This window comes from Staphylococcus sp. ZWU0021, assembly GCF_000798895.1.
Lineage (GTDB): Bacteria > Bacillota > Bacilli > Staphylococcales > Staphylococcaceae > Staphylococcus > Staphylococcus saprophyticus.
Genome location: NZ_JTLN01000008.1, coordinates 21,267 through 43,805 on the forward strand (window position 1 = coordinate 21,267; position 22,539 = coordinate 43,805).

General features: G+C 33.3%; 20 protein-coding genes and 1 pseudogene. 10 read left to right on the plus strand and 11 right to left on the minus strand.

Features of this window, described 5'->3' with window-relative positions:
- Positions 1 to 20 precede the first annotated feature (20 nt).
- Positions 21 to 821, plus strand: coding sequence for a hypothetical protein (locus L987_RS03335; protein ID WP_197050270.1), 801 nt, complete (start codon positions 21 to 23; stop codon positions 819 to 821).
- Positions 745 to 1,413 (plus strand): FAD-dependent monooxygenase, encoded by a 669-nt coding sequence (locus L987_RS03340; protein ID WP_156105198.1) that lies wholly within the window; start codon positions 745 to 747, stop codon positions 1,411 to 1,413. Before L987_RS03335 ends, L987_RS03340 begins: the two co-directional genes overlap by 77 nt.
- Positions 1,414 to 1,717: 304 nt before the next feature.
- Here the strand turns inward: L987_RS03340 and L987_RS14295 are convergent, their stop codons facing one another.
- Positions 1,718 to 2,563, minus strand: coding sequence for a CatB-related O-acetyltransferase (locus tag L987_RS14295; protein WP_011302096.1), 846 nt, complete (start codon positions 2,561 to 2,563; stop codon positions 1,718 to 1,720).
- Positions 2,564 to 3,205: 642 nt separating this feature from the next.
- Between L987_RS14295 and L987_RS14330 the strand changes: the two are divergent.
- Together L987_RS14330 and L987_RS14335 are read left to right on the plus strand one after the other, a co-directional pair.
- Positions 3,206 to 3,319, plus strand: a pseudogene (locus L987_RS14330) (TetR/AcrR family transcriptional regulator); the annotation flags it as partial.
- Between the two features lie 116 nt (positions 3,320 to 3,435).
- Positions 3,436 to 3,762: a TetR/AcrR family transcriptional regulator C-terminal domain-containing protein gene (locus L987_RS14335; protein ID WP_119497705.1), complete on the plus strand. Its 327-nt coding sequence runs from the start codon at positions 3,436 to 3,438 to the stop codon at positions 3,760 to 3,762.
- A gap of 305 nt (positions 3,763 to 4,067) precedes the next feature.
- Here the strand turns inward: L987_RS14335 and L987_RS03355 are convergent, their stop codons facing one another.
- A complete protein-coding gene (locus L987_RS03355) occupies positions 4,068 to 4,871 on the minus strand; it encodes an alpha/beta hydrolase (protein ID WP_411847905.1) in 804 nt (267 codons plus the stop codon).
- 269 nt (positions 4,872 to 5,140) lie between these two features.
- On the opposite strand from L987_RS03355, the gene L987_RS03360 reads away from it, so the two are divergent.
- A complete protein-coding gene (locus tag L987_RS03360) occupies positions 5,141 to 5,869 on the plus strand; it encodes an NAD-dependent protein deacylase (protein WP_047502942.1) in 729 nt (242 codons plus the stop codon).
- 165 nt (positions 5,870 to 6,034) lie between these two features.
- Here L987_RS03360 and L987_RS03365 read toward each other — a convergent pair whose 3' ends face one another.
- The 5 genes from L987_RS03365 to L987_RS03385 form a co-directional block, all read right to left on the minus strand.
- Complete coding sequence (locus L987_RS03365) at positions 6,035 to 7,339, minus strand: LLM class flavin-dependent oxidoreductase (RefSeq protein ID WP_047502944.1); 1,305 nt, start codon at positions 7,337 to 7,339, stop codon at positions 6,035 to 6,037.
- 272 nt (positions 7,340 to 7,611) lie between these two features.
- Positions 7,612 to 7,992 carry a YbgA family protein gene (locus tag L987_RS03370; RefSeq protein WP_231558567.1) on the minus strand — a complete coding sequence of 127 codons (381 nt, stop codon included), beginning with the start codon at positions 7,990 to 7,992 and terminating at the stop codon, positions 7,612 to 7,614.
- Positions 7,993 to 8,091: 99 nt separating this feature from the next.
- Entirely contained in the window at positions 8,092 to 8,754 is a 663-nt protein-coding gene (locus L987_RS03375; protein ID WP_011302090.1) for an ABC transporter ATP-binding protein, read from the minus strand.
- 18 nt (positions 8,755 to 8,772) lie between these two features.
- Complete coding sequence (locus tag L987_RS03380) at positions 8,773 to 9,822, minus strand: ABC transporter permease (protein WP_047502948.1); 1,050 nt, start codon at positions 9,820 to 9,822, stop codon at positions 8,773 to 8,775.
- 310 nt (positions 9,823 to 10,132) lie between these two features.
- Positions 10,133 to 11,272 (minus strand): MFS transporter, encoded by a 1,140-nt coding sequence (locus L987_RS03385; protein ID WP_052190944.1) that lies wholly within the window; start codon positions 11,270 to 11,272, stop codon positions 10,133 to 10,135.
- 222 nt (positions 11,273 to 11,494) lie between these two features.
- Between L987_RS03385 and L987_RS03390 the strand changes: the two genes are divergently transcribed.
- On the plus strand, positions 11,495 to 12,364 hold the full coding sequence (locus L987_RS03390; RefSeq protein ID WP_443027613.1) for a LysR family transcriptional regulator: 870 nt from the start codon (positions 11,495 to 11,497) through the stop codon (positions 12,362 to 12,364).
- 367 nt (positions 12,365 to 12,731) lie between these two features.
- Here L987_RS03390 and L987_RS03395 read toward each other — a convergent pair whose 3' ends face one another.
- The 3 genes from L987_RS03395 to alsS are packed head-to-tail and all read right to left on the minus strand — an operon-like array spanning position 12,732 to position 16,781.
- Positions 12,732 to 14,336 (minus strand): L-lactate permease, encoded by a 1,605-nt coding sequence (locus L987_RS03395; RefSeq protein ID WP_047502954.1) that lies wholly within the window; start codon positions 14,334 to 14,336, stop codon positions 12,732 to 12,734.
- Between the two features lie 17 nt (positions 14,337 to 14,353).
- Complete coding sequence (gene budA / locus L987_RS03400; protein WP_047502956.1) at positions 14,354 to 15,058, minus strand: acetolactate decarboxylase; 705 nt, start codon at positions 15,056 to 15,058, stop codon at positions 14,354 to 14,356.
- Positions 15,059 to 15,116: 58 nt separating this feature from the next.
- Positions 15,117 to 16,781, minus strand: a complete 1,665-nt coding sequence (alsS, locus tag L987_RS03405; RefSeq protein ID WP_011302083.1) for an acetolactate synthase AlsS — start codon at positions 16,779 to 16,781, stop codon at positions 15,117 to 15,119.
- 751 nt (positions 16,782 to 17,532) lie between these two features.
- On the opposite strand from alsS, the gene lqo reads away from it, so the two are divergent.
- The 4 genes from lqo (at position 17,533) to L987_RS03420 (ending at position 21,372) form a co-directional block, all read left to right on the plus strand.
- Complete coding sequence (gene lqo, locus L987_RS03410; protein ID WP_019468546.1) at positions 17,533 to 19,029, plus strand: L-lactate dehydrogenase (quinone); 1,497 nt, start codon at positions 17,533 to 17,535, stop codon at positions 19,027 to 19,029.
- A gap of 39 nt (positions 19,030 to 19,068) precedes the next feature.
- The gene (locus L987_RS13390) at positions 19,069 to 19,170 is read left to right on the plus strand and encodes an SE2200 family small protein (RefSeq protein WP_019468545.1); all 102 of its coding nucleotides are present in this window, start codon (positions 19,069 to 19,071) and stop codon (positions 19,168 to 19,170) included.
- Positions 19,171 to 19,733: 563 nt separating this feature from the next.
- A complete protein-coding gene (locus L987_RS03415; RefSeq protein WP_269199440.1) occupies positions 19,734 to 20,702 on the plus strand; it encodes an ATP-grasp domain-containing protein in 969 nt (322 codons plus the stop codon).
- On the plus strand, positions 20,695 to 21,372 hold the full coding sequence (locus tag L987_RS03420; RefSeq protein WP_225791512.1) for a hypothetical protein: 678 nt from the start codon (positions 20,695 to 20,697) through the stop codon (positions 21,370 to 21,372). Before L987_RS03415 ends, L987_RS03420 begins: the two co-directional genes overlap by 8 nt.
- A gap of 328 nt (positions 21,373 to 21,700) precedes the next feature.
- Here L987_RS03420 and L987_RS03430 read toward each other — a convergent pair whose 3' ends face one another.
- Complete coding sequence (locus L987_RS03430; protein WP_047502962.1) at positions 21,701 to 22,432, minus strand: methyltransferase domain-containing protein; 732 nt, start codon at positions 22,430 to 22,432, stop codon at positions 21,701 to 21,703.
- Between the last annotated feature and the right edge of the window lie 107 nt (positions 22,433 to 22,539).

Consider the following 22,539-nt stretch of genomic DNA (forward strand, 5'->3'; position numbering starts at 1 on the left):
AAGATTGTATGTTTACGAGTATGTCTTACCCAACAGATATGGATTTCATGGTCACTGTGACTATGGAACTGATTCAAAATATTGAACGCATGGCACATCACCCAAGTTTAATATTGCTATTTGGAAACAATGAAATCGATATGACCTATACAATGTTAACAAGTGATGGACCTCGTACCGCACAGACACGAGATTTCTTCGAGGTATCGAAAATCACAGATGAAAATATGAAACATATAATGCAAACACGCTATAAGACGCTATTTCTTGAAACAATACCTGATATTACGAAACGGAGTGCACCACAAGTACCTTACGCTCATTCATCTCCAAACAGGAAATCAAACCATACGTCTAAGTCCATTTTTGATTACGCTAAGGATGGCGATTTTCATTACTATTTAGCTTATGATGGCCAAGCACCTTACGAATCTATCAAACAACTTCATGCACGTTTCATTTCAGAAATGGGCTTTCAAAGTTATCCTGGTATGAAGGCGATTGACTCATTTTCCAAAACAAGTGATCAATCTCCCAATTCGTCAGTGATGTTGACCCATCAAAAATGTAAAGATGGCAATCAAATTATTGATAATTATATGCAAGCCGAGTTTAAATTAACTGAAGATTTTACAGATTATGTATATTTATCACAAATACTTGCCGGTATCGTGATGCGCTATTCAGTTGAACATTTCCGTTCAGAAAATGATTATTGTCGTGGTGTGCTACTATGGCAAATGAATGATTGTTGGCCAACCATTTCATGGTCTGGGGGTAGATTATTATGGTCGATGGAAAGCGCAACAATATTTCACTAAACGTTTCTATGCATCTGTCCTTCCAGTCATTCACATAAGCCATAAAAGTGTAAACATGACAGTTGTTAACGATTTAACGCATTCATTTGAAGGACTTTTTACATGGCAACTTAAACATTATAATAACCTTTTAAACTCTGGAGAAGTGCCTGTAACAGTCACTGCTAATCACCATTTCCAATTATCTGGACTTCATTTAAATGATTTAGCAAATATACCCTTGAACGAACTTTATTTTGAATATCAGCTTTATGATAATACTGATAATATAATTGCAAATGGTATTGAATTATTTGTAAAACCTAGTTGGCAACGTACACCTGATATTACGCTACTCGGTGATGCTGCGCATTTAATGGCACCATCTGGAGAAGGCGCAAACCTAGCAATGTATGATGCAGCAGAGCTTGGCAAGTTAATTGTTGAATATCCAAATGATATTGAACTTGCACTTGAAAACTATGAACAAGCCCTATTTAAACGTAGTGCCGCAGAGGCCGAAGAATCTCATGAATTATTAGACTTGTGCTTAGGTCAAGATGCACCCTATGGACTGATTGCATTGTTTGAAGGTAGTAACGAACAAAACTAATAGAATTATAATTAAAATTTAGCTAAAACTTCAATACACACACTATAACCAATCCATTCTAAACTTAATCCTTTCCAGCCCGAAACGGGACAGCAAACCTGATTTAATTCAGCTGCTGTCCCGTTTTTTATTAAGTAAAGTATTATATGTATAAAATTAGCAACTAATTATAACATTCATAATTGACCTTGATTCCCCTTTGTTAACTCGCATATTAACAAATAAAAATGGTACACGAAAACCAATTAATAGGACTCCGTGTACCATCTTCACTTTTATACAATTCATACATCCATATTTGAAATTATTCCTCTGAACTTTTTTCAATATCTAAAAAGTCTTTTACTGATATGGTTGTAGGACGAAATGGCTGAATTTGATTTGTAGACACAAGTTTTTCTACTTTTTCTAAAAATACCTCAATCGAATCGTCTGCAGTCACGCCTTTGAAATCTGCAAATCCATATTGCCACCATTTTAATTTAAGTAATCTTTCAATAATATGTGCTTCAAATCGATATCTTATTACTTTAGCGGGATTACCACCCACAATTGCATAAGGTGGCACATTTTTGGTAACCACTGAACCAGCTGCTACTATCGCACCATCACCGACAGCGATACCTTTTGAAGAAAACAATACATCTTGTCCAATCCATACATCATTCCCAATAACTATCGGTTCCATGCCACCGACTGTTGAGGGGCGATGATCGAATTCAACGCCTGCCGCATCAAGATAGTCATTAAATGCACAAGTATTTTTACTGTAAGTTAACATTGACGTTGTAAAACGTTCCATCGGGTGATTGCCAGCCATTCTTCTAACTTGAGCAGCGATTGAGCTATAGCGACCAACGATTGTATTAACTGGTAATTGACTATTCGTTGAACTAAAAGCACCCATAGTATGAAACACATTTCCTACAAAAAATATTGCATATTGTTCAATTTGTGCATAATTTGCTACTTTTAATGGGTGGTTATTTGACAACCTGAATTTTCCTTGCGCACTCGACATGGTATAAACATTATTATCAAAAAAGAGTTCCTTGTATGTTGGATTGACGTTGAATGTATTACAAGCATGGGATGATGTATCCACTAAATTATCTGTAAAAAATGTAATTCCCTTAATCTCTGTTGACATTACAAACCTCCACAATGATTCATTACTTAAGGTATATGTGTCCGTATGCATCTCTATAATATATAAGCCAGGTCATATTATTCCTTAGATTAATATTAAATTATTTTTTAGTTGTTTTCTACCTTAAATTGGTGTTTTACGAAAGATATATCCAATAAAAAAGACTAACCGCTTTTAAATTGAGGTGCGTCATTTGTATATAAGCTTGTTTGTCCTTTATATATTAAAAGCAATTATTTAAAATATGATTTTGTGTAAAACACTATAATGATAACATTGAAGTGAGCATCTCCTAGCGACTGATATAATGTTTTATAAAATCGTTTAATTCTTGAAGCACTTTCTTCTCCTTGTGATCAGACATCCCTATGACGCCTTTTTAAATCAAATTATTCTTTACTAATATTTAATTTATTAGCTAGAGTAATTATTGTTCAAGAAATTTGTTTAATAATAAATGTATTATGCATAAATTATCACAATAATATTTCCCAATAAAAAGATTTTTGACAACTAATTATGTATCATGTGTGTATAATTGAATCATAACAAATAGAATCAATTATACAATTCATAAGTAGTACAATATGAGAAATAATACTCATTTTATTGAAAGTGGGTTATAAGAAAGGTGTAATCACGATGGATTTACGTATTGTAAAAACAAGAAAGGCCATTAATGATAGTTTTTATGAGCTTTTTGAACAGAAAGATTTTGATAAAATTACAGTAAAAGATATTACAGAACACGCGCAAATCGGGAGAAAAACATTTTATCTACATTATATTGATAAATATGACTTATTAGACCGTATTGTCGATAAAAAATTCAAAGCGCTCGAAGAAATTTGTGAAGCCAAAAAGAACTCGGTATGCAGCAGGGTGTTAAAATTTGGTTTGCGTTTTTTGAAGAAAACAAAGCGTTTTTCACCAAACTCTTCAGTATCCAATATTCTGATAAATATAAGAAAAATTTGCGTACTTTTATGGAAAAAGAATTCGAGAAAAAAATTCCTTATGAAGAAGGCTTAAATCAAAAATTAGATGACTATGTATACCTTACATTTATTAGTAACGGCATGGTGCGCCTTATCGATTTATACCTCAGTGCAGACTCACCATACCAAGAAACATTAATTTCCGAAGTTTCTAAGTTAATGCAAATCATTACTGACCCGAACATAGGCTCAGAACAATAAAATTGTCTGATCCTTAACAACTTATATTAAATATGTTGCTAAGCTAATAGCAACCAACTCATTACACAGCCCAAACATAAAAAATACATTACGTGAACACCTTTCACGACATAATGAAAAGTTAAACACTTCGACTTCGCTATCTCTACTTTGAAGCTTAACAATGATAATACGACAAAATATAAAAGACCTAGGCAACGCACTTTCCATGCATTTCTAGGTCTTTTATACTGTATAATTTATCCATAACAATAAACCAATTCACGCTTTATAAATTTTCAATTCTAACCCTTAAATGTTTAATTTTATGACGTTCCCCATAAATACTTAATAATTTCATTAGCGACATCTCTATTCTCGTGTAATTGGCTATGTTGTGCCTGCTTACCATGATATTTTGATTCTTGATAACTTTCCGGACTACTGCTCAATAAATATTTCAATGACTTTGAAGAACTGTTCGATACACGACCGTCAGAGTGCGTGCCGTCTTCAAGATCACCATAAATATTCAACACTTTAATCTGTTTGCCTTGATAAATTGCTTTCAATTCACGCAATTGCTGATACGGTGGATTCATACGACTTGGTTTCCCTTCTTTATCCACACTGATTTCGTTAACTTGTTCATTCATATTTAAGACACCATTAAATGACCCCGCAATATTTACTTGTTTATTCAAACGTGGTAGAGAGGCATCGTTACCATAATTCAGCATATACGTCGCAAATGATAAATTTCCCATAGAGTGACCTACAAAATTGAATTGCTTGAATTGATATTCCTTTTGTAGGGCTACCAGAACATTTTTAAACCATTTTGCATTTTTATCGTAGTCACCGTCTTTATTATTTTCCAACTCAACTTTCACTATAGGATTGATGGCATTTTTGTTTAACTGACCTTTAAACGTGACGTTACCATTTTCAGATACCACTGCGGTGATGACATCGTGAGTGACACCTTTGTTTTCAGCTTGTTGTACCAGGAACTTCTCTGAATTGGCACTGCCACCATACCCATGTAAAAATAATGTAGGTATCGGATGATTCACGAATTTTGAGTGTGTTACCTGTTTTGATGGCTTTTGACTTACAAAGACTGCCATCACAATCCCTACTACAATAACTATCGCTATGATACTTGCTCCCCAAATCCACAATTTCTTCACTAAAATAACCTCGGTTCTCGTTTTAAACCCATTATAAAGCATGCTTCATAAAATTGTCTTGTATCTGACGAACCTCTTTTGAACATCATTTAAATTCTCTTATATTTGCTAAAATACTTTCTAAAATTTAAAATTATATTAAAAGCGCAACGCATATTACTCGTATTTGCATCATATTATTTAAAATTTCCAATGGAGTGAGATAAATGAATCAAAATATTAAACACTTAAAAAAGATTATTAAAGATGCGAATCAGATTACATTTTTCACAGGTGCTGGCGTCTCTGTCGCAAGTGGCGTGCCTGATTTTCGATCTATGGGCGGCTTGTTTGATGAGATTTCAAAGGAAGGCTACGCTCCAGAATATTTACTAAGCGCTGAATACTTACAAAATGATCCAGAAGGATTTGTTGATTTTTATCATAAGCGCCTACTATTGGCAGACAAGCAACCTAATGTCGTACACGAATGGATTGCTCAACTTGAACACCATCAACGTTCATTAGGTGTTATTACTCAAAATATCGATGGACTGCATACAGATGCTGGAAGCGCGAATGTTGACGAACTTCATGGAACCTTAAACCGCTTCTATTGTATCCAATGCGAACATAAATATGATAAAGCCACAGTGATGGCAAAGCATCTACGCCATTGCGAAACATGTGGTAGTCCAATCAGACCCGATATTGTACTTTACGGTGAAATGTTAGATCAACAGACTATTTCTAATGCGATTCAAAAAATTCAAGCAGCTGACACCTTAGTCGTCTTAGGTTCCTCTCTTGTAGTTCAACCTGCAGCAGGTCTCATTTCTTATTTTGAAGGTCAACACCTTATTATCATTAATAAGGATGCAACGCCTTATGATCGAGATGCAGATGTTGTTATTCACGATGACATGGTTGATGTAGTTAACGCGATTCGTGATTAATGAAGTTAGCTAAAGGCTATATGTTGCGTTTGCACATATAAAAAAGAGAACGCGCTTTTAAACGGTGCGTTCTCTTTTTGTTTATTTTTTATATGCAAATACCTTCTAATTAATATCGAAATGGATGCGATGTCGTCACTTTTTCTAGCTTTTTATCTATCCATATTAACTATGTATTTTTTGATTTAATCCCAACTTTTCACGTAAAGTCCCTTCACTATAAGCCGCTTGAATCAAACCTCTTTCTTTTAAAATCGGAATCACTTTATCGACAAATAAATCAAACTGCGTCGGATTGAGCGGTGGCATAATATTGAATCCATCTGCTGCACCACTTGTAAACCATGCTTCCATTCTATCCGCTACATCTTCAGCAGTACCAACGACGATATGATGCCCTCTTGCACCAGCAACGTGCTTCATTACATCTTCTAAAGTATATTCATTCTTCTTCGCTGTATCTTTGATTAAGTCTACACGACTTTGTATATTGTTTCCTTTTTCTACTTCAATATTTTCAAACGGTGTATTTAAATCGTAATGACTTAAATCTGTATCACCTAAATAAGAAGATAATAACTCTATTCCCATCTCTGGCACAATGAGATCTTGTAATTCTTGGAATTGCGCTTCCGCTGCCTCGCGTGTTTCTCCAATAAATGGAAAAATACCTGGCATAATAACAATTTCATGTGCATTTCCGTGCTTTTGTTCAACTTTATTTTTCAAATTATGTGCAAACGTGATTGCATCGTTGATATCATTTTGCGCTGTAAATACAACTTCTGCATGTTTCGACGCAAATTCTGTACCCTTTTCTGAAGAACCTGCTTGTACAAGTAATGGATAACCTTGAGGTGATGCTTCAATATTTAATGGGCCTTTTACACTGTAAAATTCCCCCTGATAATTAATTGGTTCTGGCTCTTTTTCACTAAAAAAGCCTCCTGCAGCATGAAGATGTTCCGTATTAACGCCACGCCAAGAATCCCATAATTGCTTAGAAATATTCACAAATTCTTCGGCTTGATCATAGCGTAAATCATGATTTGCATTCGTAGTGCCATTAAAATTCTTCGCTGTATGATTAATACCTGATGTAACAATATTCCAACCCGCTCTGCCATTGCTGTAATGATCTAAAGACGAAAAGATTCTCGCAAGGCTAAATGGTTCTGAAAATGAAGTAGATCCTGTCACAATCAATCCAAGATTTTGAGTTTCTCTAGCTACAATAGACATTAAAGAAATTGGCTCAAACATCGTAAACATATCTGGATGCGTCTTGTTATCAAGATATAAACTATCAGACACAAATAGAAAATCAAATTTAGCTTGCTCTAACGTTTTTGCTTGTTCAATGGTTTTCGTTAAATTCATACCCCCACGTTCTAATGCATCTGGGTGTCTACTACTCGTAACATGGTGACCAAAACCAGTTAAAAAATATCCTAATTTCATTCTTTTCATCTTTATCCCTCCACACACTTATTATTCCGATTGGATTAATAGGGATAATATTACCATTCCATTATTATAGAGTCAATTAGTTATATAAACAGTATATGAAACAACTTTCTTTAAATTTAAAACAAAAATAACGATTGATGCTTCATATGCACCAACCGTTAAGATTAAGAAACTTTATATTGTAATGACATTAAAATTATCGCCCATACCATCGACTAAATCACACAGCGTATATCATAAACTTGAATCAACCATCGTGTTAGCAAATCATCCTATTTAAATGATCTATTTGCGATTGAAAAATTTTTGATTAATGTGGATTCCTTGAGATACGTAACATCATAATATCTTGTCATACAATAGATAAAGAAAATGAGCGTATGTGTATCGATTCGATCTAGTAAGTATTGTGCCTTCAGCTTTTTAAATAATGCTTTCTCTGAGGCGCTACAAAACTTTTTAAAATAACCCCATATATGGCTAAATGTATTGATTACCGAACCTTTGCTAGGCTGTATGGACAGTGCATGATCAATTGCTTCTTCAACATCTCTATATTCACATTGCCCTTTAAGCATTTCTCTAATCTCATTATAGTTTTGTTGACTATGCCACATGACCTCATATTTATATGCTTTCCATAACAATTCCATTTCATGCCTATGTTTGATTATGCTCATCCCCTTATTTAGAGATTATAACTTTAACTTTCACAATAATTTAATATCACCGTACCCATATTAAACCGTTATTTAAGTATGTGTTAACACGCCATCTTCCATATGATAAACCTTGTCACAATAGGATGTAAGTCGTTCATCATGTGTAACCACAATACACGTTTTATTTTTTTCTGATGTTTGTGCTTTTAAAATTTCCATGACTTCCATCGCATTTTGTGTATCAAGCGAAGCCGTTGGTTCATCCGCTAAAATAATCGAAGGTTGTGTATATAGCGCTTTAGCAATGGCTACACGCTGCTTTTGCCCACCAGAAATTTCACTCGGCAGTTTATTTTCAATTGCTTCGAGATTGAGTTGTGACATCAACTGCTTATATTCAGTTTGACTTAATACATCTTTCTTTTGTTTAGCCAATAATTTAAACTGCTGTTTCACCGTTAAAAAAGGCACCAAGTTAGTTGCTTGAAGTATAAAGCCAATCTCCTGCATCCGCGTGTTTGCTAATGCTTTCTGAGACATCTGGGAGACTTCCTTACCATTAATGAGAATCTCTCCAGACGTCGGTGTTTGAAGTGCGCCCGCCATAGTTAGGAAAGTACTTTTCCCAGATCCTGAAGGTCCTATAATTGCAATGAGTTCAGTTTGATTAAATTTTAGTGAGGTAGGTTTCACAGCTTCTATTTTTTGGTTTCCATCTTGGAAATATTTCGTGACATTTTTAAATTCTAGCATTTATTATACACTCCTCATTTACCCTATCGCTTTCAGTGGATCAACTTTTCTTATCGTTAATATGGAGAATAGACTACCTATTAATGAAACAGCGATAAGGACAACCCCATAAATTAATAATGTTGTGGCGCTAAATTTAATCGGTACCGCACTCGGCAAGAACGCTCCTGTAATTATGGTCAATACCAGTCCAATGACCGTACCAATCAAGGCAATGATAAACGTTTGCGACAACACTACTTTGGCTAAATAACCATTTGAAAAGCCTTGTGCTTTTAATACACCAAATAAATTCGTTTTTTGTAATGTAATGACATATAAAAAGATGCCAATAACTGTAGCAGAGATGATAAATAAAAATGAAATCATAAAGTTTAACGTTAAGTTTTGCGCTGTATAACCTGGTAAGTTTTTAACGAAACTTTCAATACCAATCGCTTCTAAATTATGATTCAAATCTTTAGACTGCCAATCTTTATCTTTTACAACAACTGCATTCGTCTTATCTTCAGTTAAAGACGGATTAATTTTTTGAATGGTTTTGTTATTTGAAAAAAGTACCGGAGAAGCATTATATTTAGCACTTTCACTAAACCCAACTATTTTTAACTTTTCGTCGGATTGTGATAGCGATAATGTATCACCTAGTTTGAATCCCTTTTCTTTTAACGTTTCATCAACAACAACTTCATTATCAGCATTAAATTTCTTTCCATCAATCATATTCGGCACGAGAAAAGAATCATCTGTTACGCCAAATAGCAATGCATTTTCTTCATTATCTCCATTAGATACAATGACACCGGATTGCTTTAGCGTTGTTTGTTTTTTATATGTATCTGCAACATCCTTTTTATCAAACATTGATTGTTCAACCGTTTGATTCGCATCTTTGTTTAAAATGATGGCGTCTGCTTGCCATTTATCAATACCTTCTCTATTCATATTCATTAAACCACTTGCCAAACCTGATAATAGGAACAGCAAATAACTAATCATAATTAAGACACCGATAATCAGACTAAATTTCAATTTGTTACGCTTTATTTCATTCCATGCTAAAAACATAAACAACCTCCTTTCATTTATCTTATAATTTTTATGTATTTGTATTAACAACTACTGTATATTCAGTGTACCAACTAAACAACTAAAATTACAGCTTTGTACATATCGTAAACTGATTGCGCTTGTATAACATAAATAGATGCTCAGGCTTTAATCAATTTGTTAGCAGCTGTAATATGTGTGATCATTTAAAATATATAAAAATCCCCTCTCAAGTTTGCACTTATATGTGCCATCATTGAAAGGGGCATATGTTAATTAAATAATTCAAATTCTTGAAAATGGATTCAATATTTCACGAGGGGCATGATTATGCTTTTGACACACTCACTTTTCTACCATGTATGAAGTGATAGATAAAGAAAATGACAATTAATAATACAGCTATTACTATATACATATTGCCTAACCCGATCTGATTAGTAAACAAACCTAGTATATAGGGCCCAAATCCTAAGCCTAAATCTAAACCGATAAAGAATGTTGAGGTTGCTCGCGCAATTTTTTCTTTTGGTACGACTTTGACAGATACCGATTGAGACGTAGACGTGATATTACCATAACCTAATCCTAATAAAGCACCACCAATTAATAACATCCATGCTGAATGTGAAAATGCAATAACTAAGAAACAGATAGCCTGAAATATAATACTAGTGTATATAACTATATTTTCATTTTTTGCATCCATTAATCTACCACAAACTGGTCTTGAAAAAATTGAGACGATTGCATAGATAACGAAAAAATAACTTGAAGCTGTAATTAAGTCTCTCTCTTGCGCAAAAACTTTAATATAATTAAGAATAGAAGAATAAGAAAGACCAACTATAAACACGATAATGGCAATTGGAATGGCTTCTTTCGCGATAAAATCTGAAACCTTAAACCCTTTATCCTCTGCTGTTCTAGCAATTGTTTCAAAAGGTACTTTCATAAATATTGCCAAAATCAATGAAATAAAACTCAATACAAGATTAAGTCCAAAGATGACTTCTATTGAATATTGTTGCATTAACAATAAACCTAAAAATGGGCCAATGGCTGCACCAAGCACCATACTCAAACTAAAAAAGCTGATACCTTCACCTTTTTTAGTTTCCGGTGTTATATACCCTGCTATTGATCCAGTTGAAGTTGTACAAATCCCAAATGAAAATCCATTAATGATTCTAACAATAATTAAAAATAATAATGAAGATTCTACAAAATAAAAAACACTCGTAATTGTAAATAATACAGTTCCAATTAAGAGTACCTTTCTAGGTCCTAAACTATTGATATATTTCCCCATAACAAATCTACCCATCAGTGATCCGACTATAAATAAACCTGCTATCAGCCCAGCCGAACTATCTGAGGCATTAAATTGAGACTGCGCATAGCCTGCAATTAAAACAATCAGTAAATACATATTCAAATTAACCAAAAAGTTAACTACAAAATTCATCGTGAAATTTTTTGTCCAAATTCATTCCATATCCATTGTACTATTTTCCATAAAAAATTGACTTCCTTTCTAGTTACAGTGCCTTCCCCTTAAGAATTAAACGCAACATATATATTGTCTGTTCATATTGACTAAATGTAAAATAGTTTTTAGTATATATAACATATAAGTAATTACTTATGTCATTAAGTAGGGAGCCTTATTAACCGTAACTATAAATATATTGAAACGATCATCAATGAAGGAACAATAACCAAGGCAGCCAATAAACTCTATGTTTCCCAGCCCTATCTCAGTAGTTTTATCAAAAATATTGAAACTGAGTGGAACATCATTATTTTTAATCGTAAAAAACATCCCATTACCTTTACGCCCGAAGGTCAACTTTATTATAAATATCTACAAGAACAAGAGCGACTTTATCATGATGTAACGCGAAAAATCACTAATATTTCAAACTTGAATTCCGGTTTTTTAAACATAGGTGTTACACCTACATTAGCGTTCCATATACTACATAAAATTCTGCCTAAATTTATGAATCTTTTTCCTAATAATAAAATTAACTTAATCGAAGGTAATTCCCAAGACATTGAAAAACAAGTACTAGAGGGTAAAGTCGATTTATGTCTAAATACACTACCATTATGGAATAAAAATATTCAATACACTCAAATCTATACGGAACCGATATATTTAGTTGTGCCACCTCAGCACCATTTATATAAAAGAATCCAACAAAATGAATTAAATTCCAATGAAATCATGTCACTCATATCTCACGATCACTTTATCATTCTAAAAGATAGATACGGACTTAAACAGATCATCAATAAAGTTCTAGAAACATACGACATTTACCCTAATATTATTTTAGAAACTTCAAACGTAGACAATGCCGATCGCCTTGCAATTTCTACAGGCGTCCTCACATTTATACCAAGTAGTTCTACTGAACATAATAGTGACGCCATTTACGTTGAATTAAATCAATCATTTACAAACACAGTAGTGATTGGTTATAACAAATTAGAAAATTTAACAAAAGCAAGTGATCAATTCATTGACTTAACACTTAAACAATTTAACTAAACCACTGCTAGCCACACCTATATTTAATTTTAAAAAGCGATAACTAACACAATTTTTATAGTTAGAGTTGGTGTATCGCAGTTAGCATTTTTGTCCAAATAAAATTGAAAATGTGTATAGAATTGATTGGGGAATCTTTAGCATAAATAATACTTTATATACAGCAAAACTTTGAGGAACACAAAAAACACTAAAGTCGTATGACAAAACGCCATCGACTTTAGTGTTTTTTAATTGGTTTTATAATAAATATTTTCCAGGAAATAATCTATGCGGTATTTCCACTAACTTTTTAACTTATCATACATGCTCATATAGCTAAGTAGCGAGCATGATATGCTTTAATTTCGGTCTTTTCAAATTCATTTTATGAAATAAATAAACTACAAATAAATGTCCAAATACAAACGAGAATTAACAATCCGATACTGAAACGCATTGCCATTTTCATCAGTTCTGATTCTTTACCTACTTTATTAACTGCTGCTGTAGCGATAGCTATAGATTGTGGTGATACAATCTTAGCAGTTACACCACCAGCGACATTAGCTGCAACAAGTAATGAACCTTTTGTACCAATTTGTTCAGCAACAGAGGCTTGAATTGGCGCAAACAATGAATTATTGTTTACGACGGATCCCGTCATAAATACACCAATCCAACCAAGTAGTGGTGACAATAATGGGAAGGCAGCGCCTGTTTTAGATATGCCTTGTCCCATAGCATTACTTAATCCACCATATGTTGTAATTTTAGATACTGCTAAAATGAAACAAATGGTTAACACTGAAATCCATAATTCTTTAACTGTGAGACCCAGTAAATGACCAGCCGTTTTAAAGCTCATATTTTTCGCAATAATAATTGTAATGATCGCTGTAATTAAAATCGCTGTACCTGTTTGAGCAAAGAAATTGAATGTCAGTTCATTCGGTTTATTAGTCACAGCATTCATCGTACCCGGCACATTAAAGTTCACAACAAGTGCACTTAGGGCACCACCTTTTTCAAATAAACCTTTAAATGCTGGTAAGCTCCAGATCATCACAACAATCGTTAAAATGATAAACGGGCTCCATGCATAAGTGATGTGTCCAATAGAATGTTTAGGCACGGCATCTGCTTTTTCATCTTTATTAATTCTGAAAATATTTTTAGGTTGCCATTTTCTTGAGAACAATGCTAATGCAATCATTGCTACAAGGCCAGGGATAATATCAGCCAACTCTGGTCCAGCAAAAGCTGCAATAAGCACTTGTAAAACTGTGAAAGTAACTGCCACAACTAAAGTGGCTGGGAAAGTTTCTTTCACACCTTTAAAGCCATCCATAATATACATTAATAAAAATGGCACAACGAAACTAATAAAACCTAACGTTAAATTACCAATTAACGCTACTTGAGATGTTGTTACACCACCTGGCAAATTCAAAGTATCCACGATAGCAATCGGTATACCTACCGCACCATAAGCACCTGCTGCTGCATTACTTACTAAACAATACATCGCAGCTTGCAAAGGTTTAAAACCTAATTGTGTTAATAGTACCGCACAAATGGCAATAGGTACGCCAAAGCCTGCAGCACCTTCTAAAAATCCATTAAATACAAAGCCAATCAATAATAATTGAACACGTTGGTCTCGTGAGACACTCGCGATACTATCTTGAACAATAGCAAATTGGCCGCTTTTTGTAGCAATTTTATATAACCAAACTGCCATGATTACAATAAAGCCTATTGGGATAATCCCTTGATAAAAGCCCTCTAAAGTAGCGCCGCCTGCAATACTTCCTGGTAATTTAAAGAAAGCCATAGCAACAATAATTGTAACGATTAACGTTGTAATTGCTGCATAAACACCTTTCATTTTAAATACAGTCAAACATAATAAAAATAATATAATTGGTATTGCGGCTACAATACTTGAAAGTAGCAGATTATTAAAAGGGTTAAAACTTTCAACTAACATATTTGCTCGCTACTCCTTTATTCTGCTTGTCTTATTTCTTTTGCAATATCTTTGTAGTCAATATCCGTATTTGTAAATGCTTCATCATCGACTGCAAAATGTTGTTCAAATGTTTCAAAGTTTTGAATTTCTACCGTAACATCTGAAACTTCAAAATCCAATACGTGTCCGCCAAAATTACGGTCATCATTAGCGAAATGAACATGGAAACCTGCTGAACCAATACCATGGAATAATTCTGGTGTAAAGAAGCCTACAATAGAACCTTTGATATTTTCTTCAATTTGTTCAGGTTGTCTATTCGCTGAGTTAATCAATCTTGTATATGGTGGCTCTTGTCCTGGCATCATACGTACATGCATTTTTTTAAATGTTCCTGAAATTTTAACAGCAGAAAATAAATTTTCACTTAACATTTTTTCTTTAACTTCATCATAAACTTCTGCTAAAGATTTATTGCTTGTGCTATACGTTTTATCAGGTGTAAATCTTGATACGGTTGCATATGGTGATAATTCATCACCTTTCAATTCTACAAATTCTTTATGTTCATTGGCATGATAAGCTTTACCATCAACGATAATCACTTCACCATCTGAACCTGTTAAAGTCGCAATGCCAATGTCTCCATGTTCTAATAAATTATTGATTGAAGCAGTACCTTGTAAAAGGCCTGCCATCAATGTACCTAGTGTGCCGTGTTGATATAGTACGTTAGTCATAACTTTATTCACTCCTATTTTGATAAATAATTAATCATTTTCGCCGTTTGATTCGATATTAGTTAAAAGCGTCAGGTAACATATTTGTTGAAAGTTTGACATTATCTTTGTAATTCACTGGGATATCAATTAATACTGGTCCTTCAGTTTCGTATCCCTCTTTAATTGCCGCTTCTAATTCTTCTTGATTTGTTACACGTAAGCCTTTAGCACCAAATGATTCAGCATATTTAACGAAGTCTACTGAACCAAAGTCTACACCTGAACTACGTTCATATTTCATTTCTTCTTGGAATTCAACCATGTTATATTTACCGTCATTCCAAATTAATTGAATGATATTAAGATTTTTACGTACAGCAGTTTCTAAGTCTTGTGCTGAGAATAAGAAACCACCATCACCAGCAACGGATACAACTTGTGTATTAGGACGTACTAAAGCAGCTGAAATAGCCCATGGTAACGCAACACCTAACGTTTGCATACCATTACTGAATAGCAAGTGTCTTGGATTGTAACTTCTAAATTTACGTGCCATCCAAATATAGTGACTACCTACGTCTACAGTTACTGTTGTATCATCTGATAATACTTTTTGCATTGACTTAATGACTTCAACTGGGTGTAACACGCCATCTTCATGTGTTGGTTTGATACCAGTTGATTCAAGTATATGCGCTCTTAAAGTTTCTAATTCGTCTAAATGTTTTTGACTGATAAAAGGTTCATCGACTTTGTCAGAAATAAGTTCGATTGTGCCAGCAATATTACCAACCAATTCTTTTGCTGGTTGCATATGATTTGTAATTTCCGCTTGAATTTCATCTATATTAATAATTTTAGTATCTAATTCTTTATTCCAATTGCTCGCTTCATATTCAATTGGATCATAACCAATCGTAACAACGAGGTCACTTTTTCTTAATAATTCGTCACCGACTTGGTTACGGAATAAACCAACACGACCAAAGAAATGGGATTCTAGTTCACGACTAATCACACCCGCGCCTTGGAATGTTTCTACAACTGGTAAATTTGTTTTTTCAACTAATTTACGGATTGCATTCGTTTCGTCTGAACTTGAACTTCTCATACCTGCTAATAATACAGGGAATTTCGCGTTTTTAATCGCTTCAATTACTTCATTAACATTTTGTTCACTTGGCACACCTAAGCTAGGTTTTTGGCAAAGTGCAATCGCTTGTGATTCAACCGGTGCAGAAATAACATCTTGCGGTATGCTTATGAAACTTGCGCCATTTTTACCTGAAGTTGCAGTTCTCATCGCATTTGTCATAACTTCTGATAATGACTCTGGATCTTGAACTTCTTCACTATATTTTGTTGAAGATTTTAATAATGCTGCATTATCAATACTTTGGTGTGTTAGACGTAATAAATCGTTACGTTTAACTTGGCCACCTAATGCTAATACAGGGTCTCCTTCTGATGTCGCTGTTAAAAGTCCAGTCGTTAAATTACTTACCCCTGGGCCACTTGTTACTAAGGCAACACCTGGTTTACCTGTTAAGCGTCCAATACCTTGTGCCATCATTGCCGCGTTTTGCTCATGACGCGTTACAATAAGTTCTGGGCCATCATCTTCAAGTGCATTGAATAAATAATCGATTTTAGCACCTGGGATACCGAATACATATTCCACACCATTATTTTTCAAAGTATTTATTACCATATTTGCTGCTGTATAATTTTTGTCAGCCATTTTACATTCATTCCCTTTCAACATTTAATGCAAAAAATCATTAATCATTGCAAGCAATTTAAATTATTCACTTAACAATGTATTAAAAATTTAATCTCATTACATTATTATGAAAAATTCATATTTAATACTCTAAATTAGCGCTGTTCACATTTAGTCCTATACCATGGCATGTCATAACGAATGATTTGCGCTGTAAATTGATTACATACTTATTATAAAACGCTGCAACATATATATAAAATACATATTATCTATCTAACCCATAGAAAAAAGTAATGGTTAGAACATGTGAAAGTTGGATAATTTGCGTGTATATGGATAACTATTATATAGGAAGTTTTTAAAATAGCTATTATCTTTCCAGTTGCTCATATATTGATACTTGAAAAATTAAACTCTCTTATTTAGTACTTACACGCGTGCGTGCATAAATAAATGTACATATATTTTAATAGTTGTGTTTGTTGAAGATTGATCGGGGTAAAATTACATAGAACTATAATTTTTCTATATTTAATTAGCAATGCTATATTATGGAATGTTTGTAAATTTTCTGTTTAAATGAAGTTATACATCAATAGAATAACAAAAAAGATATTTAAAAAATTTATTTCTCTCTATGTTTTAATAGTAGAAATAAAAAAGATTCCATATTAGAATGGCACCTATAAAAAATATGTATTTTAATGATAGGTGATTTAGTATTATACTATAGTTGCAAGTAGAGATAAGGAAAGGTGATTAGATAATGGCTACTAACAAAGAGTCAAAAAGCGTTGTAATAATTGGCGCTGGGGTATTAAGTACTACATTCGGTACAATGATTAAAGAATTAGCACCAGAATGGGATATTAAATTATACGAGCGTTTAGATCGTCCAGGTGATGAAAGTTCTCACGAGCGTCATAACGCTGGTACAGGACACGCTGCTTTATGTGAATTGAATTATACAGTTAGACAACCAGATGGTTCAATTAACATTGAGCAAGCGAAAGAGATTAATGAACAATTTGAATTATCAAAACAATTTTGGAGTCATTTAGTTCAAAACAAAACAATCAGTAACCCTGAAGAATTTATTCGTCCGCTACCACACATTAGCTTTGTAAGAGGTAAAAATAATGTTCAATTTTTAAAAGATCGTTATGAAGCTATGAAAGAATTCCCAATGTTCGACAATATTGAATATACAGAAGATATTGAACAAATGAGAAAATGGATTCCATTAATGATGCAAGGTCATAGTGCAGGTGACATTATGGCAGCTAGTAAAATTGATGAAGGTTCTGACGTAAACTTTGGTGAACTTACTCGTAAAATGGCCAAAAACTTAGAAAAACAACCTAATGTAGATGTTCAATACAACCACGAAGTAATGGACTTTAACCAACGTAAAGACGGTAAATGGGAAGTTAAAGTACGTCAACGTAACAGTGGTAGTGTAGAAACACAACTAGCTGATTATGTATTTATTGGTGCAGGTGGTGGCGCAATTCCACTATTACAAAAAACAGGTATTCCTGAAAGTAAACACTTAGGTGGATTCCCAATCACTGGTCAATTCTTAATCTGTACAAATCCAGATGTTATACAAGCACATGATGCTAAAGTATACGGTAAAGAACCTCAAGGTACACCACCAATGACTGTACCTCACTTAGATACACGTTATATTGATGGTGAACGTACATTACTATTTGGACCATTCGCTAGTATTGGACCTAAATTCCTTAAACAAGGTTCTAATTTAGATTTATTTAAATCTGTTAAACCATATAACATCACAACTTTATTAGCATCAGCAGTTAAAAACTTACCATTAATTAAATATTCAATTGATCAAATCTTGATGACTAAAGAAGGTACTATGAACCATCTTCGTACATTCTACCCAGAAGCACGTGACGAAGACTGGCAATTATACAATGCTGGTAAACGTGTTCAAGTAATCAAAGATACACCTGAAAACGGTAAAGGCTTTATCCAATTCGGTACAGAAGTGGTTAATTCTGAAGATCATACTGTAATTGCATTATTAGGTGAATCTCCAGGGGCTTCTACTTCAGTATCAGTTGCATTAGAAGTATTAGAGAAAAACTTCCCTGAATATAAATCAGAATGGACACCAAAAATCAAAAAAATGATTCCATCTTATGGTCAATCATTAATTGAAGATCCTGATTTAATGAGACGTACACGTCAACAAACTTCTAAAAGCTTAAACCTAAACTATTATAGTAAATAGTAGTTTAATGCATAATAATTTTAAAGGATTGTGAAAAAAATGAAAAAACTATTAGTAGTTTCAGTAATCGGCGCTATCGGTTTTTGCGCTTTAAAACGTTATCAAAAACACGTGAATAAAGCACCGAATATCGAATATTAAAAACAACTAACAATTGTAGGGCTTCAATTGAGAGTTTAGAACGACCCCCACTCTTAATTGTAAAAAGACTAATTCGCTTGAGCGAATTAGTCTTTTTTTATATTTCCAATCTTCTTAATCATGCTTCGAATTTCATTACACTTCTCTCAAACCAATTCAAAATACTCAAATTAATAAAATTCATATTTCCCAAAATTCATTCCAACTATATTCCAAATATAATTTTATATAGTATTATTTTTATATATTAATCATTTCATAAAAATTAGGAAGCTCATATGACAGAATATCTATTGTTATTAGGTGCAGATTAGTTTTTAAGAGAACGTGCTTACGCTGGTGGCAAAGCAATCGGTGATTTTCAAATATGAACAGCAATTCAAAATGCAAAATATAAGTACAATGCGTATTTTGATTTTTGCATTGATGCCAATCCTTTAAGCTATGAAGAGATAAAGAAAGAGATAGCATATTATCAAATTCAGGGGTACGAACCAAAAAGCATCGTCCCCTTAAATGATTGGACATTAGAAGTAGCTAATCAATTAAATCGAGACTACGGTTTGCCTTACCTGGAACCAAAGGTTATTAAAGCTTGCAGAAACAAGCACATCATGAAATCCTTATTTGAAAAAGCAAACATTCCTACAGCAAAGTCGATACAATTTAATGATGCAACAGAATTGAAAGAATGTATCAAAGAATTTACTTTCCCAGTAATTATAAAACCAATGGATTTTGGAGGCAGTGATGGGGTTTACTTAGCAAATAACGAAAAAGAATGCATGGATGCCTATAGAAAATCGAAACAAATTATGGAGACTTATGCTGATACCTTTCATGTATCTAAAAATAAATTTCTGATTGAAACATTTATTGATAGTGATGACGAAGTTTCAGTTGAAGTGTTGTGTGGTCATCATTTTTATGAGGTCATTACAGTTACCGAAAAATATTTATCTCCCAGACCATGGTTTACTGAAATGGGTCATTTAGTCCCAAGTCACAGATATAAAAATGAAGATATTAAAAACCTTGCAATCCGCACGTGTCAGACTTTAGGTATTACGCGAGGCGTTGCTCATGTGGAAATAAAAATCAAAGGCGACCAACTCTATGTCATAGAAGCTGCTGCTAGACCTGGTGGTGACGTTATAATGGACTTAGTTGAAAATGCTTATGATATGAACCCTTATCAACTCCATATTTCTATGTACATTAATAATAAAGTTAAATCAGCAGATATATTCACACCAAAACGTACGTCTGCTATCGCTTTTATGAAAGCTAAAAAAGGTAAGATACAAAATATTAACTATCGTGATATAGCCAATGATTCTGAAATAAAAAAAGTAAATTTATTAAAGGGGATTGGAGACAATGTAACCAATCCTGAAAATTGGAGCAGTCGTGAAGGACTTGTGCAGTTTAGCTGGCCTGAATTATCGACTACAAAAACTTTCAAACATATTCATAAAGCCAATGAACTGGCATCTAAAATTTTTGATTGTAGTGATGCGCATCATGACTAATTATTTAATAATTACTGCATTATACCGTTTTATCTGTTTAGCCTACCTAATTCTTTGCTTAGCAATTAGAAGTAGAAATAAGATGATGCATCTTACCTCTATAAACGAATCATCTCCACCCAAGTCATCTGTAAAATTAATACATTATTTTATGAGCATGCTGATGTGGCCAATATTGGGAACGATTAACTTTATGCTACCTACGCTTACAACTTATAAAGGCGGTGAAGTTCATGAAGTCGCGCTATTAGACAGTGTTTTAGGTATAGGCATGGCTATCATTGGTGTACTATTTAGTAAATTTATTTCAAGTAAGTGGATGCATTTATTATTCATCCTCAGTATTGTAATCACTATCTCATGGTATGTATTAGAAGATATACTCTTATTTAAATTAGTTTTAATGTTACTATTCGGTTTAACTTTTGGTGGTGCTAGAATTATTTTCAGAAAAATGATTGTTACAGCCTATGCGAGCCATACCGTAAAACACATTTATTCCCTGGGAAATGCTTTAGGTCTCCCTATTCTTGCGCTATGTATTTATTTAAGCATATTGAATTTAAATTTTGTTTGGTTACCATCATTTATTTTATTAATTGTATTACTGTTTTTGCTTAAAATTGGACATCATGAAAGGATTTCATCGCATGAAAAATCACCTAATTGAAAAGAAAGATATTTATAACATTGTATATTACTCGCAACAAGAAATTAATGTCGAAAAATTGTTTGATCAACTTTATGGAATGATAACTTACATGCTAATTTCACCTTGTATGAAATTAGCTTTTTTTATTGCACATTATCCTACGTTCAGTCTAACTTCAGACAAACCGCATAGTTACCTAACGCTTGTATAAGCCTATAGTTACAGTGAATGACCCCGCTCCTTATTATCATTCATCTATTGTAAAGACTTTTCAAATATACTCACTGTTGCTATTAATTTTTCTTAGAAACTTTTCCTATTATTTATCATTTAAAGTGCTGATTCATCAAATCCTACCGCAAATGCCAAATGCCATATCTCTTATAAAAGCACTGTGATGCTTTTCAGATTCATTTGTTAGATCATTTAAAAATTGTTCAATAGAAAAAGATGATTTAACTACCTGACGTTCTTTCATTCTGGTAGCCATGATATCTATAAGCCACTTCAAATCATTATCGTCTGAGGTTTGAATCACTGCTTCTGCGATAAATTCTACAGGCACTACGCCTACTTTTTGAAATAATGTATAAAGTTTTTGGCCAATATGAATATCGCCACCTTCACTTTCTACAGTTTCCCATACTAGTTGAATCGCTTTTTGATGCATTGGTAAATTATCTGCGCCTACACCGCCATTAATAGCATCACTTTCTTGAAAACAGAATATACCATTAGGTTTCAAATGACCTTTCAATACATTTAAAGCTTTATATGCACCTGGTAAATACATCAAAACTCTTCTACCCACAATTGCATCAAACTTGCTAATGTCTTTAGGCAAATTATAAATATCACCTTTAATATATTTTACATTCTCAAATTGATTATTTTCCTCAGCCATATGAAGCATATCTTGGTTCATATCCACACCAATTACTTCACCTTGGTCACCAACTTTATTGGCAACAATTTGAGTAACCTCGCCCGTAGCGCAACCTACGTCCAGTACACGCATTCCGTTTTGGATCGATGCTTTTTCTAATAATTTAACTATAAAATCATTTCTCTTTTGCATATTTCATCCTACTAATCTCTGATATATCATTATTTTTATTATTAAAAAATACCGTGAATCTAAAACTTTAAAAATTTTCTTTATTTTGACTTGAAAAATATATTGCT

What these genes read in the sequence shown, in the direction of transcription:
- L987_RS03385 (WP_052190944.1), bottom strand. Translation starts at nt 11,272, where the DNA reads ATGAATTTTGTAGTTAACTTTTTGGTTAATTTGAATATGTATTTACTG.
- L987_RS03395 (WP_047502954.1), bottom strand. Translation starts at nt 14,336, where the DNA reads ATGTTAGTTGAAAGTTTTAACCCTTTTAATAATCTGCTACTTTCAAGT.
- L987_RS03380 (WP_047502948.1), bottom strand. Translation starts at nt 9,822, where the DNA reads ATGTTTTTAGCATGGAATGAAATAAAGCGTAACAAATTGAAATTTAGT.
- budA (WP_047502956.1), bottom strand. Translation starts at nt 15,058, where the DNA reads ATGACTAACGTACTATATCAACACGGCACACTAGGTACATTGATGGCA.
- L987_RS03340 (WP_156105198.1), top strand. Translation starts at nt 745, where the DNA reads ATGATTGTTGGCCAACCATTTCATGGTCTGGGGGTAGATTATTATGGT.
- L987_RS03365 (WP_047502944.1), bottom strand. Translation starts at nt 7,339, where the DNA reads ATGAAAAGAATGAAATTAGGATATTTTTTAACTGGTTTTGGTCACCAT.
- L987_RS03430 (WP_047502962.1), bottom strand. Translation starts at nt 22,432, where the DNA reads ATGCAAAAGAGAAATGATTTTATAGTTAAATTATTAGAAAAAGCATCG.
- alsS (WP_011302083.1), bottom strand. Translation starts at nt 16,781, where the DNA reads ATGGCTGACAAAAATTATACAGCAGCAAATATGGTAATAAATACTTTG.
- lqo (WP_019468546.1), top strand. Translation starts at nt 17,533, where the DNA reads ATGGCTACTAACAAAGAGTCAAAAAGCGTTGTAATAATTGGCGCTGGG.
- L987_RS03355 (WP_411847905.1), bottom strand. Translation starts at nt 4,871, where the DNA reads ATGGCAGTCTTTGTAAGTCAAAAGCCATCAAAACAGGTAACACACTCA.
- L987_RS03335 (WP_197050270.1), top strand. Translation starts at nt 21, where the DNA reads ATGTCTTACCCAACAGATATGGATTTCATGGTCACTGTGACTATGGAA.
- L987_RS03420 (WP_225791512.1), top strand. Translation starts at nt 20,695, where the DNA reads ATGACTAATTATTTAATAATTACTGCATTATACCGTTTTATCTGTTTA.
- L987_RS03360 (WP_047502942.1), top strand. Translation starts at nt 5,141, where the DNA reads ATGAATCAAAATATTAAACACTTAAAAAAGATTATTAAAGATGCGAAT.
- L987_RS03370 (WP_231558567.1), bottom strand. Translation starts at nt 7,992, where the DNA reads ATGGAATTGTTATGGAAAGCATATAAATATGAGGTCATGTGGCATAGT.
- L987_RS14295 (WP_011302096.1), bottom strand. Translation starts at nt 2,563, where the DNA reads ATGTCAACAGAGATTAAGGGAATTACATTTTTTACAGATAATTTAGTG.
- L987_RS03375 (WP_011302090.1), bottom strand. Translation starts at nt 8,754, where the DNA reads ATGCTAGAATTTAAAAATGTCACGAAATATTTCCAAGATGGAAACCAA.
- L987_RS13390 (WP_019468545.1), top strand. Translation starts at nt 19,069, where the DNA reads ATGAAAAAACTATTAGTAGTTTCAGTAATCGGCGCTATCGGTTTTTGC.
- L987_RS14335 (WP_119497705.1), top strand. Translation starts at nt 3,436, where the DNA reads ATGCAGCAGGGTGTTAAAATTTGGTTTGCGTTTTTTGAAGAAAACAAA.